This is a genomic window from Actinacidiphila rubida (assembly GCF_900110255.1).
Classification (GTDB): Bacteria; Actinomycetota; Actinomycetes; order Streptomycetales; family Streptomycetaceae; genus Actinacidiphila; species Actinacidiphila rubida.
Genome location: NZ_FODD01000030.1, coordinates 35376 through 51107, shown reverse-complemented (window position 1 = coordinate 51107; position 15732 = coordinate 35376). Strand labels below are relative to the sequence as shown.

Below are 15732 nucleotides of genomic sequence, written 5' to 3'. Positions count from 1 at the left end.
TGACGAACGTCAGGACAGGGATCAGGGGGTCTGCTGGCTGGTGTCACCGCAGTGCGCGTTCGCGGCGAAGCCGTAGGTGTTGATGACGTTGGTCTGCTGGCAGATCAGCGAGTTGGGGCCGGCGAAGACGGTGCTCCACGGCGCGGTGCCGATCTTGCTGGTGGGGATCACGTTGTAGACGTCGCGCTTCACCCCGAAGCCGCTGTTCAGCGTGGTGGGCGAGACGCCGTCGATCGTGCCGAGGATCGCGCGGCCGCGCAGGTCGGCGATCGTCTGGGAGCTCTGCGCGAGGTACTGCGCGATGGAGAACGGCGCGATGGAGTTGTCGTCCAGGACGCGGCCGTCGTGCTCCTCGACCGGGGCGCCGTTCTTGGTGTCCTTGATGCAGGGGTACACGCCGGCCACCACGTCGGCCTCGGTGATGCCCATGGTGGACTCCCAGAACGAGCGCGTGCCGGAACCCGCCTGCGGCAGGTACACGTTGAGCCCGAAGTTCGGGCCGGTGCCGACGTAGTTCGGGTCGCAGTGGTAGATCGCCTTCAGGTCGGTGAGGGCGAGCTTGCGCGGCACCGAGCTGGTGGGCGTGATCGCGTAGCTGACCGCGTCCACGGCGAACGGGACGTACGTCAGGCCCGGGGTCGCCGCGGCCAGGTTCAGGCTGGAGGACCGCGAGAAGTCCAGGCAGCCGTTGCCGGCCTGCAGCGAGTTGGTCAGCGCGGTGCGGCCGGCGCCGGAGCCGTTCGGGCGGGCGAGGGTGCAACCCGGCGTCGTGGCCGGGTCCTTGGTGGTGACGTTCGCCGAGCCGACGGCGTCGTACGAGCCGAGGACCTTGACGCCGTTGATCGTCACGACCTGGGACAGGCCGTTCATGACGCCCTGGGTGGTGTCGGAGCCCACACCGGCCAGCTGGCGGTAGGTGGGGGTGCCGGACGGGTCGGCGGAGGCGACGCTGCCGCAGACGGTGCCGGTGAGGAGACCAGCGGCGCCGATGGCGGCCACGACGATCTTTCTCATGTTCACTGGTGTTTACCCTTCGGATAAGCTCGCGCCGGGTGGTGCCCGGCAAGGAGATCGATCAGACAGTTCGTTGGCGCGGACCTGTCGGTGGTTCGGAGTCGGGCATCACCCCTTTCCGTCGTCGGCGGGCGCGGCGGGGCCCTGGCCGGTGCGGATGCGCGGCACCGCCGGCAGTCGCGTTGCCACGCGGGGCAGCAGCGAACCGGTGGCGGCCGCGACGAGACCGGTGACGAGGGCGATCAGGAGGGCGTAGCGCAGTGCGCCGAGCGCCCAGGCGGGAGTGAGCGGCAGCGGGCCGCGGGCCGCGACGGGGGTCTGGCCGCGCGTCGCCGAGGACGTCTGCCGCGGCGGGGCCGGGGCGGGCGCGGGCGTCGTGCCGCGCGTCGGCGTTCCCCCGGTCGTGCCCGTGGCGCCGGTGCCACCGGTCGCGCCGGTGCCGCCCGAGGTGCCGGAGCCGCCGGACGAACTCCCGCCGCCGGAGGAGTCGCCGCCGCTGTCGCCGGCGGCCGGCGAGGTGCCGGCCCGGGTGGCGACGGCGGTGGCCGTGGCGAGGGTCTGCCGGCGCAGGGCCTCCGGCAGCGGCGCGTATCCGTCGGGCAGGGTGCCCGACGCCACGCCGGGCTGCTGGCCGGCGCCGACCGCGTACCGCAGCAGGGTGGCGAAGTCCTGGCCCTCGGCCTTGCCGAGCTGCTCGGGCACGGTCGAGGCGTACGTGAGCAGGGTCAGCGGGTACGCGGCGGGGCTCGCGGCCCGCGGCTCGCTGCTGAGCACCCCGGCGACGCCGCTGGGCCTCATCGCCGCCAGCCCGGCCAGCAGGCTGCCGGTGGTGGGGGCGACGAAGGCGCCGGAGGCGTTCTGCAGGTTCGCGGTCACCAGCCCGTACCGCTTGGCGGTCGCGGTGTCGGTCACCGCGATCACGGCCCGCTGGCCGGCGGTCTGCGGCGGGTTCTTCTTGTACGCCGGCGGGATGGTGGTGTTGTCCCAGGTGGTGCGGGCGAGCGTGTCACCGCGCGCGACGGCCCGGGCGCCGGCGTGCATGTCCGAGGCGTAGGGGTGCTTGTCCTGGACGCACAGCGGGTTGTCGGGGTGGTCGGCGAACTGCTGGCAGAACGGGTCGTTCTTGGGGAAGTTGTCGACCGGCAGGCCGATGCCCTTGTACGAGGGGTTGACGGTCATCCCGGAGAACGCCTTGTCGCCGTACTTCCCGCTGTTGTCGGGGACGCCGGACAGGAACTCGTGGGCGGCCGGGTCGTGGCCGACCCAGTTCCACAGCTGCCAGGCCGCGTCGGACAGCGGTTCGGGCGCGATCATGTCGCCGAGCGCGCCGCCGAAGTCGAGGTCCTTGTACGTCGGGTTGTACCGCTGGAACTCGGGGTCCCTGGCCAGGTTGAACGGGTTCTTCGCGGTGCTGGGCGCGAACCGCGAGTTGCCGTCCTGGTAGGACTCGGTGAGGAGTTTGGCGACCAGGCGCGGGGTGAGGTTGAGGCTGGTGAGCCGGTTCCCGTTCTCCTTCTTCACGTTCTCGCCGGCGGTGAAGCCCGCCTGGCTCTCGATGAAGAAGCCGAAGGTCAGTCCGGAGAGGGTGACGGGCGCGTAGACCGGCCGGCGGTCCGGCGGCAGCGAGTCCGCGGTCGGCGGGCGGTTGAGGAAGACCAGGCCCGGCTTGGTGGAGGCGAGTTTGGCACGGGCGGTGTCGTCGGTGACCTCGGCGTAGCCGTAGATGGTCTTCCTGCCGGTCTGGCACAGCGCGGGCTGCCAGCGCAGCACCGCCTCCGCAACGGTCTCGTCGCCCAGGGTGCTGCGCTCGTCGGCGCCGATGGGGCAGTAGTTGCCGATCGGCTCGAACTTCAGCGGCACCACGATGCGCTGCTGCCAGTTGGTGGCGCTCAGCGGCGAGGAGCGCAGCATCCCGTTGGGCTGGGCGAGGTAGGAGTCGCCGTCGACCTCGGTGGTGCCGCGCGGCACCACGACCAGCCAGCAGGAGCGGCCCTGGGTGCCGACGTGCCCGGCGGCGACGTCGCCGCAGCCCAGACCCGGTGCCTCCAGCGCGGTCTGCATCTCGAAGTACACCTGGCCGGTGCCGTCGGCGCCGGTCCGCGCGTATGGCACCTCGTTGGAGGTGCTGACGTCGTAGAACTCGTTCCAGTTGCCCTTGGTGACGACGTCTCCGGTGACCGAGCGGAACGGCACGTAGGAGATGCCGCTGGGGGTGGGCGGGGGCATCTTCTGCGCGGGGTCGGTCAGACCGGCGTAGGTGAGCTGCCGGGTGTTGGTGTACGAGCCCGCGGCCTGGCTGCCGGTGCCGGCGCCCAGCGCGGAGGAGCCGCCGAACTGGCACTGGTCCGGGTCGGGTCCGCTTGCCGCGTCGCCCCAGCACTGCATGATCTGGAGGTAGTCGGCGGCATAGGTGGTGTCGGAGTCGGTGGTGGTCCCGCCCTTCCAGGAGATCTTCACGACCTGGTTGACCAGGTGCTGGGTCTGGGCGACCGTCACCTTCAGCCCGCTGAAGGCGTCGTGGCCGGAGACGGTGAGCGGGGAGCCGCCCGAGCCGCCGTCGGCGGCCGCGGCCGGACGCGGGTCCACACCGGTGGCGAGGGTGCCCGCGACGACCAGGGCGAACAGGGCGACGACGAGGGCGGCTGCGCGCCGCCGGGCCGCGGTGCGCGGCGTACGGGTGCTCACGGCTTCTTCCGCTTCAGGCGCTGGGTGAGCAGGGGCGGGCCGAGCGTCACGACCACCAGCAGGACCGCGGCCAGCGCCATGAGGGCGTGCTGGGTGCCGCCGCCGATGCTGCTGGACGTGGTGACGGGGACCGGGAAGGCCCCGTCGCCGCCGGCGTCGGCGCCGCCCGAGGTGCCGCCGGTGCCGTTCACCACCTGCCCGGTGTCGGGGTCGATGGACGTCGAGGCCGGCGAGTTGGCGGCGTTGGACTTGCCGCCGCCCGCGCCGCCGGTCCCGCCGGTCGATCCCGCCGTGCCCGCGCCCCCGCTCGTGCCCGCCGTGCCGTTGCCGCCACTCGTGCCTGCCGTCCCGTTCCCGCCGGACGTTCCGCCGCTCCCACCGCCACTGCCGCCGCCGACGACCGTCGGGGTCTTGTTGCCGCCGGTGCCGGTGGCGCACTGGGTGGCGCCGGCCCGGTCGCAGGGCTGCGGGTAAGGGGCGCTCTTGGCCAGGGTGTTGGAGCCGTCGGTGGAGAACGTCGGGTTGTGGCAGCCGCGGATGTCGGTGTTCTCGACGCTGACCCCGGGCACCCGGCGGATCTGTGCCAGTCCGGCCTTCACCAGGTTGACCGGCAGCGGCGAGTAGCCCAGGTCGTCCACGTGCTGCTGTCCCTGGCACAGGAAGTAGTAGGCGAAGGCCCCGAGGGTCCTGCCCTTCTGCTCGTTGAAGTTCGACTCCAGCGCGGTCGGGATGATCATGTAGCTGTAGCTCGAGAGCGGGTACGTCCGCGGGTCCTTGTACTCGTAGACGCCCTTGAGGATCTGGGTGAGGTACTGCGGCGACGAGGGGTTCTCGTTGATCTGCGCCTCGGTCAGCGCCACCGCGACGTTGTTCGCGGTCGGTTCGGTGTAGTAGCCGGCCTTGTTGAGGATCTTCGCGACCGGGAAGCCCGTGGTGTAGACGGCGTACGAGTACTCGACGTAGGTGATCGTCCCGACGTTGCCGCGCTGGGCGACGTAGCCGGAGACCCCGTTGGAGCCGGACTGGGCGACGAAGCCGCTGCCCGGCACGAGCGGGTAGTTGGAGGTGGTGCCGCAGGGCGTGTCGCGGCCGGCCCGGCCGCAGTAGGCGTTCCACAGGTCGGCGTGCTGGTCGGCCATCCAGGCGGTGAACTGGGCGGTGGTGCCCGAACCGTCGGACCGCACGACGGGCACCACCCGGCGGGCCGGCAGCAGCGCGGCCAGCGCGGGGTTGTCGGCCTTGATCGCCGGGTCGTTCCAGGTCTTGACGACCCCGGTGAAGATCTTGGTGAGGGTGTCGCCCGACAGCCGCAGGTTGGTGACCCGGCGGCCGCCGATCGTCAGGTTGTACATGAACGAGGTGCCGCCGGCCACGATCGGCATGTAGGCGTACTTGCGGGACGGCGGCGGGTCGACGACGCCCGAGTCCTTCACGCCGTAGGGGATCTCGGACACCGCGAAGTCGACCGTGCCGTTGCGGAACTGGTTGCGGCCGTCGGAGGAGCCGGTGCCGTTGTAGTTGACGGTCATCCCGTACTGCTTGACGTTCGCCCGCCACTGGTCCAGCGCGTTCTGGCTCCAGGTGGAGCCGGCGCCCGAGATCGGGACGTAGGTCGCGGCGGCCGCGCCGCTCGCGCCGGGCAGGGCGCAGCACAGCAGGGCGGCCAGCATGGCGAGGGCGGTCAGCAGGCGCGGTCGGGGGTGTGCTGGACGTGCCGGACGTGCTCCGGGCATGGCGGAATGCTCCTGGTCGGTGCGAGGGGATTCGGTGACGAGGGGGGGTGGGGCCGGGCCGCGGGCGCGCCGTCAGGGGCGCGTGCCGCCGCGCGACCGGCCACGGCGACCGTGCGGGTCGCCGCCGGCCGGAACGGGAACCGGACGCCGGTCCGGGCGCCGGCCCGGACGCTGACGCGGCTCGCGCAGGGGGCCCGTCCCGCTGCTCATGCGGGCGACGTCCCGGCGCGAGGCCTGCGCCCTGCGGCGCTGCTGGGCGCGGCTCAGCTCGCCCGGCCCGCGGCCGCCGATGATCCGCGCCACCACGAACAGCAGCAGCACGAGGGCCATCAGCAGCGCCGCGGCGCCGAAGCCGCGGGCGATCATGTTCTTCTGGGGGGACGCCACCATGAAGAAGGTGGCCAGCGGCAGCGAGGTCTGCGGGCCGCTCAGCGGCGACTTGTTGACGCTCGCGGTGTAGCCGGCGGTGAGCAGCACCGGGGAGGTCTCGCCGATCCCGCGGGCGGTGCCCAGGATCACCGCGGTGGTCAGCCCGGACCGTGCGGTGGGCAGCACCACGGTCAGCACGGTCCGCCACTGGCTGGCGCCGAGCGCGTACGAAGCCTCCCGCAGCGACCCCGGCACCAGCCGGATCACCACGTCGGAGGCCCGGATGATGATCGGCAGCATCATCAGGCTGAGCGCCAGGCCGGCCGCGAGGCCGCTCTTGTCGTAGCCGAGGATGAGGATGACCGTGGCGTAGATGAACAGGCCCGCCACGATCGACGGCAGTGCGGTCATCGCCTCGACCACGGTGCGCACCAGGCGCGCGTAGCCGCCGGGCACCTCGTTGAGGAACACCGCGCAGGCCAGCCCGAGCGGCACCGTCACGGCCAGCGCGATGGTGATCTGCTCCAGCGTGCCGATCATGGCGTGCACCACGCCGCCCTGGGTGAGGGGCTGGAGCGGGCCGGTGGTCGACAGGTCCTGCGTGAAGAAGTTCAGGTGGTCCAGGGCCCGGTGGCCGCGCCACAGCGTGTAGCTGATGACGAAGACCAGCACCACCAGCAGCAGGGTGGCCAGGCTCTGCCACAGCACGGCCACGACCCGGTCGCGCACCGCGACGGGGTTCTCGTCGAAGGAGACGAGGACGGCGTACACGCCCAGGAAGAGCAGGTAGGCGACGACGACGAAGCCGAGCGGCGCGTCGAAGGGCGCGATCCAGCCGAAGAGCAGGAACGTCAGGGCGACCGCGGCCACCGCCGCGCCGGCGACCGACAGCAGGTCGCGGGCGTGCCAGGTCGCGGTGCCGCGGCGTTCCTCGGGCCCGTCGGGGGCGGCGGGCGCGCCGGACGGCTGTCCGGGGGCGGTGTGGCCCGCACCCGCCGTGGCGGCGGGGGCCGGGTGGCCGTGCCCGGCCGTCGGGCCGTGGCCGCCGGCGGGGCCGGCCTTGTCGGGGTGGTTGTCCATGTCCTGCCCGAGGAGGTCGGTCATCTCAGGCCTCCGTCCCCGCGCCGGAGCGGCTGCGGGCCACGATCGAGGACGCGATGAAGTTGACGACGAGGGTCATCGTGAACAGGGCGAGTCCGGCGGCCATCAGCGCCGACGTCCCGAAGTGGCTCGCCGAGCCGTAGCGCAGCGCGATCAGCGCGGACACCGAGTTGGCGCCGTTCTGCAGCAGGTGCGGCTGCACCGCGAAGACCGGCGAGATGATCATGTAGACGGCGATCGTCTCGCCGAGCGCGCGGCCCAGTCCCAGCATGGTCCCGCCGATGATGCCGCCGACTCCGAAGGGCAGCACGACGGTCCGGATCATGCCCCACTTGGTGGCGCCGAGCGCGAACGCGCCCTCGCGCTCACCGCCGGGGGCCTGGGCGAACGTCTCCCGCATCACCGAGCAGGCGATCGGCGTCACCATCAGCGCCACGACGATGCCGGCGATGAAGGTGGAGGAGGTGTAGACGGTGCTGGTCGCCAGCGGGTCGTGCGGGTCGACGCCGTCGACATTGAACAGCGGTATCCAGCCGAAGTACTGGGAGATCCAGCGGGACAGCCCGACCACGTGGCCCTGCAGGAAGAACACGCCCCACAGGCCGTACACCACGCTCGGCACGGCGGCCATCAGGTCCACCAGGCTCACCAGGCCGCGCTTGATCCGCCGCGGGGCGTACTCGGAGATGTACAGGGCGGTGCCGAGCGCCAGCGGCAGTGCGATCAGGATCGCGACCATGCCGATCAGGACGGTGCCGGTGAGCACCGCGGCGATCCCGAAGTGGTGCGAGTCCGGCTCCCACTTGGCGGTCGTCAGGAACGACCACCGGGCGACGGCCAGTGCCCTCCAGGCCCGCGACGCGAGGAACACGCCGACCAGCAGCATGAGGCCCAGCACCACGCCGCCGCTGCCGCGGGCCAGGCCGCGGAAGACCCGGTCCGAGGGCGCCCCGGCGCTGTGCAGCACCCGCGGGGCGTCGGCCGGTTCGGGGGCGGTCCCGCCCGGGTGGCCCGGGCCGAGCACGGACGCGGTCATGACCGCACCGCCCGGCCCTGCGGGCCGGCTGCCAGCAGCCGCACTGTGTCGCCCTCCAGGTCCGCGCGCGTAGATCCGGTCGCGCGGGGTCCGTCGGCGGGACGGGGCAGTTGCAGCCCGCGCAGCCGGGGCCGGACGGGCATCTCGACGGTGAGCCGCGCCAGCGGCACGGCGGTCAGGAAGAGGTTCAGGTTGTGCTGCGCCTCACGCTGGCGCTGGTAGGTACGTCCCGACATCGCGGCCTGGTGCCCGCCGAGTTCCAGCCGCCACGTCCACGTGCCGGCCGTGTCGGACATCGCGAACAGCACCCGGACCTGGCCGGCCCCGACCCCTTCGCGCAGCCGCACCACGGCCGCCCCGCACAGCTCCACGCTCTCGAACACGGCTGCGCTGCGCCCCAGTTCGCGGTTGTTGGCCCCGATCAACCGCCACCCCACCCGCCCTGCCCGCTCCTCGCCCGACCGTTCCCCCCGATCCGGTCTTCGCAGGTGCGGCGCCCGGTCCGGCGACGACGCCGGGACCGGCCGGCCGGTACGTTCCCCCGCCGGCACGTACCTGCCGAGGTCCTCGGTTGACACATACAAAAAGCGCGACCGGACCATAAGGCCCATCCTCCCTTCACTCGGGCGTTAGCTCGCCAGCGGCTGTAAAGCTCCCGTAAGCGAGTTGACAGTCGCGGGTATCGAGGTTGCTGGGCTCACAGCCAGGCGAAGGCCGAACGGAGAGCAAATGAACGACGGGCGATGGCTGCACGCCAAGTAATCGCGGTCGACCGCCAGGTGACACCGCGTTCGAATGCCGCCGGTTCGTCACCTGCCGTCCACCTTTACATACGGGTAAAGCGGACCTTCGGGGAGCGCTCACGGGTGGTGCGGGGGGTACGGGAGAGCCTGCGGGGCCGCGAGACGTGAGGGTTCGGTGAAGGGATGCATGTGCTGTACGCACGTTCGGGCCCGCCCGGGGCGAACGCGGCTCGGACGCGCCCCGACGCGCGGGCGGGCCAAACTTCGGCCGCCGTTCACCGGGCGTCTCCCCGTCCGGCCGCGCGCGGATGGTGTGATCCCGAGCGATCTCCACGGTGGAGGACGAGCCAGCGCAAGGGAGAACCTCATGTCCGACCGTTCCAGCCGCACCGCGGGCCCGGCCCGGCGCGGCGCCCTCGGGACCGCGGTCTCGATGGCGCTCGTCGCCTGCGCGGTGTGCGCGTCCGGCGGCTCCGCACAGGCCGCCGCCGGCGGCAAGACGGCCCTGATTCCCGGCGACCTGCTGGTCAGCCGGGTCCACTACACCGGTACCCCCTCGATGATCACGCCCGGCGCGACCGTGCTGCCGACCGGTGCCGTCGCCGTCGCGGACGGCTCGTTCGCGCACGTGTGGGACAACGTCTCGGTCGACGCGAACTTCGGCGTCAGCGCGCCCGTCCACCTCGACCAGATCACTCCCTCCGGCACCGCCGTCACCTCCCTCGCGGTCCCCGACGGGACCCCGGGCGCGTCCAGCCGCGGGCACGACCTCCTGACGGGCAGCTTCTCCTCGAAGTCGGAACTCGCGCTCAACCTGTCCACCGGCGGCGACGCCGTCACGTTCATGGGCTACGTCGCGCCGGCGAACACCCTCGACGCCTCCAACAGCAACACCCCTGGCGTGTTCGACCCGACCAACCCCGACGCCCAGTCGGTCTACCGGGCGGTGGCCGAGCTCGACGCCAACGGCAAGTTCACCGTCACCGAGACCAACGCCTACAGCGGCGACAACGGCCGCGCGGCCGTGCTCGACGACTCGACCGGCCGGTACTACACGGCGGGCAACTCCAACAACGGCGACGGCACGGCCGTCCCCGGCACGATCTACGGCACCGGCGCCCAGCTGGTCGTCCCGGCCCACACCCCGGAGCAGGCCCAGGAGCCCGGCCAACCGACCCCGGCCGGCGGGTTCAGCGTGACCCAACTGCCCGGGAACACCAAGGCGGACAAGCTCGGCAAGGACACCAACTTCGCGGGTGTCGCGTTCCACGACGGCGTCCTCTACTACACCAAGGGTTCCGGCAGCAACGGCGTCAACACCGTCTACTTCGTCGACACCACCGGCACCGCCTGCCCGAACGGCGTCGGCACGCCCGCACCCGGCGCACCCCTGCCGACCACGGCCGACGCGTTCGACGCCGAGACCGGCCGGCCCGCCTCCAACATGTGCGTCCTGGCCGGGTTCCCGACGGCGCTCGCCAAGTCGATCAAGACCCCGGACACCGGCACCCCGGCCAACACCTCCAGCCTCGGCGCGATCTGGTTCGCCGACGCCACCACGATGTACGTCGGCGACGCGGGCAACGGCGACGACTCCTACGGCGACGGCGCCTTCACCGCGGCCGCGGCCCAGAACCTCGCCGGCATCCAGAAGTGGTCGCTGGTCGGTGGCACCTGGACCTACGACTACACGCTCAACGCCGGGCTCGGCCTGGGCGTCCCCTACACCGTCCCGGGCCTGCCCACCGGCACCAACCCGGTCACCGGCACCCCGTGGACCCCGGCCGTCGACGGCATCCGCAACTTCACCGGCAGGGTCAACGCCGACGGCACGGTCAGCCTCTACGGCGTGACCACCTCCGTCGGCGGCGTCTCCGACTACGGCGCCGACCCGAACAAGCTGGTCACCGTCACCGACGACGTCGCGGCCACGAGCCGGCCCGCCGGCGAGTCGTTCACGACGCTCGAGACGGCCGCCGCGGGCGACGTCCTGCGCGGCGTGTCCGCCACCCCGGGCACCCCCGGCACCGGCCGCTGACCCACCCGGCCCCGCCGTCCGGCGGGCGCACGCCACCACGCGCTCGCGCCCGCCGGCTCTCCCCCCGCACGGACCACGGGACACCCGCACCGTGAACACCCGGCACCCGCCCGCCACTTGTGTGACCCACGCCACACAACCGGCCTCTCGTGTGCGGCGTCGAGTATCCGTCAGGAGCCTCCCGGGGTCCGCCCCGGGGAGCCGCACACCCGAGGTCCGGGACGGAGAGCACATGAGACGACGAGGGCGGATGAGGATCAGCGCGGCGCCCGTGATCCGACGGGCGGCCGCACCGGCGGCCGTCACCCTGCTGACGGCCTCGCTGCTGACGGCGGCCGGCGCCGGCTCGCCGTCGGCGATCGCCGACACGACGCCGCCGGGCGCACCGCCCGTCGCCGTCACCACGCCCGCGGGGAAGGCGAGTTCGGGAGAGACCACCGCCCAGGTGCGCCAGGAGGTGCTCGGCGGGACGCTGTTGCGGCACCACGGCTCGCAGCAGGTGTGCCCGCGCTGCCACGCCCGGATCGTCACCGAGTCCACCGGCAGCCGCACACCGCTGCGTTCCGCCGCACCCGACGGCTACGGCCCCGCCGACCTGCAGGCCGCGTACGGGCTGCCCGCCGTCTCCACCTCCGACCGGACCATCGCGATCATCGACGCGGGCGTGTACCCGACGCTGGAGAAGGACCTCACGGTGTACCGCAGGACGTTCGGGCTGCCCGCCTGCACCACGGCCTCCGGGTGCCTGACGCTCGAGGACTACACCGGCGGCCGGCAGCCCGCCCCGCAGAAGGGGGCCCAGGGGGCCTGGGTGGAGGAGCAGGTCGCCGCCGAGACCGCGCTCGACCTGGACATGGCCTCCGCGGCCTGCCCGTCGTGCCGGCTCCTGGAGGTGTCCGTCCCGTGGCAGGACGCCCAGGACGACAACGACGTCTCCACCGGGGACTTCGCCCGCGCGGCCGGCACCGCCGTGGCCGCGGGCGCCTCGGCCGTGAGCATCAGCTACGGCTACACCGCGGACGTCCAGAACACCCACGGCAGCCGTGCGTCCGCCTTCGACCACCGGGGCGTGGCCATCACCGCCTCCACCGGCGACGAGGGCTTCAACGGCGGCATCCACCAGTCGTGGCCGTCCGATCTGCCGTCCGTGATCAGCGTCGGCGGCATCACCCTGCCCGCGAGCGGTGCGCGGACCGCCTGGTACGCGGCCGGGAGCGGCTGCGAGACCGCGTTCCCCGCCGCGACCGGCCAGCCCGCCGCGGTCACGGCGGCCTGCGGCGGCCACCGGGCCGCGGCCGACGTCTCCGCCGACGCCGACCCCGCCACGGGCGTGGCGGTCCGCGACACCTACGCGCCCAGCACCGGTGAGCCCGGCGACTGGCTGGTGATCGGCGGCACGAGCGCGTCCGCGCCGTACGTGGCCGGGCTCTACGCCCGCGCCGGGCACCAGTCCGCGGTCGACGGGCCGAAGGGCCTCTACCGCGCCCCCGCCGCCGACTTCACCGACATCGTGAGCGGCGACAACGAGGCCTACCACCAGTGCGCCTCCTACCCCGGTGTCAGCCCCGCGCTGTGCACCGCCGGCCCCGGCTGGGACGGGCCCACCGGCCGCGGCGTCCCGCACGGCCTCGGCGCCTTCTGACACCCGGCGATCGCCCAACAACCCGGTCCCGTCCCCCGGTTCCGGGACCTCACGACTTCGCGATGTGAAGAGGTACGTCATGCGATTCACCCTCCGGGCGGCGACCGTCGGCGCGGCGGCCGCGGCACTCCTGCTCGGCGCCTCGGCCGTGGCCGGCGCCACCATCGGCAGCGGGACGGCCGGCGGCCGGCCCGCCGCACAGCCCCGTTCCGGCGCACCCACCGTGCGCCCCTGCACCATGGACGACGTGTCGTTCTACTTCGGCGGCCTCACCGCCGGGCTGAGCCGGCGCAGCTTCGACGTGACGCTGCTCGCCCACGACGGCATCACGTGCACCCTCAAGGACACCCCGCTGATCACCGTCGCCGGTCCCGCCGGCACGGCCAGGCCGATCCCGGTCTCGGTCAACGGCCGCGGCGGCACGCTCGTCCTCCGCCCGGACTCGCCCCTGCACACGACCGCGATCTACAGCGCCCCCGACACGACCGAGGACACCATCCACGTCAGCACGCTGACGCTGTCCATGCCCGATCGCACCTCCCGCAGCACCTACTTCGCCGTCCCCGGCGTGAGCGACATCTACAAGTCGGGCGTCTCCTTCACCTCCTGGACCACCGGCATCGGGCTCGGCGAGGGCGAAGAGGCCTACTGACGAGCCGCCCGTCGCCGCACGAGGACACCGCACGACACCGGCCCTGCCAGGGCGCGTTCGCGCTCCAGCGGCAGGGCCGGCCGGCTCCTCACCTCCCGCGCCCGTGGCGAAAACCCGTGCGCCCCGGGCGCGGGAGTGGTGGTAGAGGTACGGCATGGAGTTCTTCTGCTATCACCGCGACCGGCCCGGCTCCGTGGACCTGCGCGACGCGCTGCTGGAGGAGCACTGGTCCTACATGGACCGGTTCGCGGACGGCATGATCGCGCGCGGGCCGACGCTCGACGGCGACCGGGACCTGCCGACGGGCAGCGTGCACATCGTGGACGTCGCCGGTCCCGCCGCGGCGCGGACCTTCGCGTTCGAGGAACCCTGCTACCAGGCCGGGGTGTTCCGGGACGTCATGGTGCGCCGCTGGCGGAACCTGCTGGGCCGCACCATGTGGGACTTCGGCGGCGGCCGCTCGGGCGGTGACCGGTTCCTGGTCCTGGGCCTCGGCGAGGGCCGAGGCGCCGATCTGGAACTGCCGGGCCGGCAGGACGAGTTGATCGCCTACGGCCCGCTGCTGTCCGACGACGGCACCGCCTGGCTCGGAACCGCCGCGCTGCTCCGCGCCGCGGACCCGGAGACCGCGCGCGCCGTGCTGACGACCGGCGCGTACGCCGAGGTGGAGGTCCACGCCTGGCAGTTCGGCGGCCGGCAGTGACGGCCGCGCGACTGGTGTGAGCGGCGGCGTCAGGCGACGGCACCCGCGTCAGCATCGGCGTCAGGCGACCGGCACCCTCGTCAGCAGCCCGGTGACGCGGTCGCGGACCGCGTCGCGGCCCTGCTCGCCGGTGCGCACCAGGCGCTCGGGGGCATCCGGGTCGCGGGTCAGGATGTGGAGGCGGCCGTCGGTGCGGACCAGCACGAGGTCGGTGCTCTCGCCGGCGATCTCCGCGGAGCCCTGGGCCGTGTACTGGGTGACGGTGACCAGCGCCGAGCGCTCGGCGCCGGACAGGAGGGCGTCCCCGTCCACCTCGCCCCCGCCGTCCGGGGAGGAGCCCTTGGGGAGCCACTCGGTGAGCATCTCCAGGGCGTGGTCCATGGTGTAGAGGCCGATCTGGTGGACGCCGAGGGCGTCGATGCGCACCATCATGCAGATCCGCTCGGGCTGCGGGAGCAGCAGGATCCGCCACGGCTCACCGGACTCGGTGCCGGTGGCCCGGGCGTCCAGCACCATGCGGGCGCGCTGCTGGAACGCCACGGCGATCCCGAGGTCCCCGCGCACCTGCACCTGCTCGCTGGAGGACCCGGCGAGCAGCAGCTCGCGGGCCGCGAGCGACCGGACCGCCTCGGCCAGCACCTCGTCCGAGGGGCGGGCCTCCAGGAAGTCCACGATGGCGTCGACCGCGGTGAGTTCGGCGATCGTGTAGGCGCCGAGGAGCACCGGTCCGGTGTTGACGAGATGGACCACGGCGGACACCAGCCCCTCGGGGAGCGTGGCCTCGCCGGGGTTCATGGACCCGGGTCCGTGGGCGTGCTGCTCGTCACTCATCGCTGCTGCCTTCCGTCCGCAGGGGCCACGACTCCCGGCCGGGTGGGCGCAGCGCCGTGCCGAGCACGTCCGCGGCGATCCGCGACGGCGTCTCGGTGACCCACACCTCGGAGTTGCCGAACAGCCCGCGCCCGCCGTGCCGGGTGAGCGCCTGGCCCAGCTCGCCGGCCAGGTCCTGGCGGTCGGGGGGCGCGAAGCGGGCCGCGAGGTCCCGGGACACCGCGGTCGTGTCGTCGTCCTCCTCGATGCGCCGCAGCGCGGCGGTCAGCGACCGGGCGACCGGCGGCGTCAGGGAGGTGTCCATGGACAGCACCGGCGCGAGGTACATGGGACGCCGCTCGGTCATCCGCGACAGGCCCCAGGGGCCGACGTTGCTGCGGGTGACCCGGTAGACGACGTAGTCCCACAGGTGCTTCACGTCGTCGGGACCGGGCAGCTTGCGCGAGCCGAAGGCGGCGGGGGTCTTCTCCAGCTGCACCCAGGTGCCCTGCGCGGTGCGGCCGTGCAGCTTCTCCCGGACCACGTGCCCGTGCATGCCGATGTCGGGGTACCGCTTCTTGTCGATGTCGCGGTGGTGGCTGGAGATCCGCTGCCGGCTGACCTTGGGGAAGTTCCACGTGTCGTAGAGCACGGGGTCGTCGACCAGCACGTGGCCGCCGCACAGGACGTCGTGCAGCTGCGGGACCTGGAGTCCGTGCTGTTCCAGGTCCGACAGGATGGACGCCTCTTCGGGGCTGAGCCTGCTCGCCGCGGCCACCAGGCCCCTGCGGTACGCGCCGGCCCGCGCGGTGATCTTGATCATGAGGCGGACGCGCTCCCGCGTCAGTTCCGCCTGCCGGGCGCGTAGGTCATCGGGGGCCGCCGCTCCGGTCCGGCCAGGGCGCGTGAACCCCACGAGAGGGTGCTTGCGATCCACCCGGCCAGTACAGCACAGGCAGCCGGGACCCGCTCGCGGACGCTCGCAGGACGCGGACTCCGCCGCAGGTCAGCGCGGCGCGCCCGCGTCCCGGGGCGGTGGTGGCGGTGGCCGGGACCCGCGCGGGCACGGACGGGCACCCGCACCGATGACAACGTTTTCTCGCCGCACTCATGGACAGCCGTCAGGGCGTGTGTTGTCATGCCACGGGCGCCTTGTACAACGATGGAAAGGCCGCGGGCGGGTCGCGGCCGGCGCCCCAGCACGAG

General features: G+C 73.1%; 12 protein-coding genes. 4 read left to right on the top strand and 8 right to left on the bottom strand.

Annotation, left to right across the window (positions count from 1 at the left end; all coding sequences use genetic code 11):
• Positions 1-21: 21 nt before the first annotated feature.
• The 6 genes from BMW99_RS27045 to BMW99_RS27020 all read right to left on the bottom strand — a co-directional run bounded on the left by BMW99_RS27045 (position 22) and on the right by BMW99_RS27020 (position 8375).
• The gene (locus BMW99_RS27045; protein WP_069466990.1) at positions 22-1014 is read right to left on the bottom strand and encodes a hypothetical protein; all 993 of its coding nucleotides are present in this window, start codon (positions 1012-1014) and stop codon (positions 22-24) included.
• Positions 1015-1122: 108 nt separating this feature from the next.
• The gene (locus BMW99_RS27040) at positions 1123-3699 is read right to left on the bottom strand and encodes a type 2 periplasmic-binding domain-containing protein (RefSeq protein ID WP_075017711.1); all 2577 of its coding nucleotides are present in this window, start codon (positions 3697-3699) and stop codon (positions 1123-1125) included.
• Entirely contained in the window at positions 3696-5432 is a 1737-nt protein-coding gene (pstS, locus tag BMW99_RS27035) for a phosphate ABC transporter substrate-binding protein PstS (protein ID WP_218159317.1), read from the bottom strand. Before pstS ends, BMW99_RS27040 begins: the two co-directional genes overlap by 4 nt.
• 72 nt (positions 5433-5504) lie before the next feature.
• The gene (gene pstA, locus BMW99_RS27030; protein WP_075017709.1) at positions 5505-6905 is read right to left on the bottom strand and encodes a phosphate ABC transporter permease PstA; all 1401 of its coding nucleotides are present in this window, start codon (positions 6903-6905) and stop codon (positions 5505-5507) included.
• A gap of 1 nt (position 6906) precedes the next feature.
• Entirely contained in the window at positions 6907-7938 is a 1032-nt protein-coding gene (gene pstC, locus BMW99_RS27025) for a phosphate ABC transporter permease subunit PstC (protein WP_079139152.1), read from the bottom strand.
• Positions 7935-8375: a hypothetical protein gene (locus BMW99_RS27020; RefSeq protein WP_075017708.1), complete on the bottom strand. Its 441-nt coding sequence runs from the start codon at positions 8373-8375 to the stop codon at positions 7935-7937. Before BMW99_RS27020 ends, pstC begins: the two co-directional genes overlap by 4 nt.
• A 673-nt stretch (positions 8376-9048) precedes the next feature.
• Between BMW99_RS27020 and BMW99_RS27015 the strand changes: the two genes are divergently transcribed.
• The 4 genes from BMW99_RS27015 (at position 9049) to BMW99_RS27000 (ending at position 13716) form a co-directional block, all read left to right on the top strand.
• Positions 9049-10719: a hypothetical protein gene (locus BMW99_RS27015; protein ID WP_218159316.1), complete on the top strand. Its 1671-nt coding sequence runs from the start codon at positions 9049-9051 to the stop codon at positions 10717-10719.
• Between the two features lie 232 nt (positions 10720-10951).
• Positions 10952-12361, top strand: a complete 1410-nt coding sequence (locus BMW99_RS27010) for a S8/S53 family peptidase (RefSeq protein ID WP_143080568.1) — start codon at positions 10952-10954, stop codon at positions 12359-12361.
• A 79-nt stretch (positions 12362-12440) separates the two neighbouring features.
• Positions 12441-13013 (top strand): hypothetical protein, encoded by a 573-nt coding sequence (locus BMW99_RS27005; RefSeq protein ID WP_075017706.1) that lies wholly within the window; start codon positions 12441-12443, stop codon positions 13011-13013.
• Positions 13014-13167: 154 nt separating this feature from the next.
• Complete coding sequence (locus tag BMW99_RS27000) at positions 13168-13716, top strand: YciI family protein (protein ID WP_069462309.1); 549 nt, start codon at positions 13168-13170, stop codon at positions 13714-13716.
• Positions 13717-13776: 60 nt separating this feature from the next.
• On the opposite strand, the gene BMW99_RS26995 is transcribed toward BMW99_RS27000, so the two are convergent.
• Positions 13777-14547: a hypothetical protein gene (locus tag BMW99_RS26995; RefSeq protein WP_069462308.1), complete on the bottom strand. Its 771-nt coding sequence runs from the start codon at positions 14545-14547 to the stop codon at positions 13777-13779.
• Entirely contained in the window at positions 14540-15349 is an 810-nt protein-coding gene (locus BMW99_RS26990) for a hypothetical protein (RefSeq protein WP_069462307.1), read from the bottom strand. The genes BMW99_RS26995 and BMW99_RS26990 overlap by 8 nt, the downstream gene beginning before the upstream one ends.
• Positions 15350-15732: the final 383 nt, after the last annotated feature.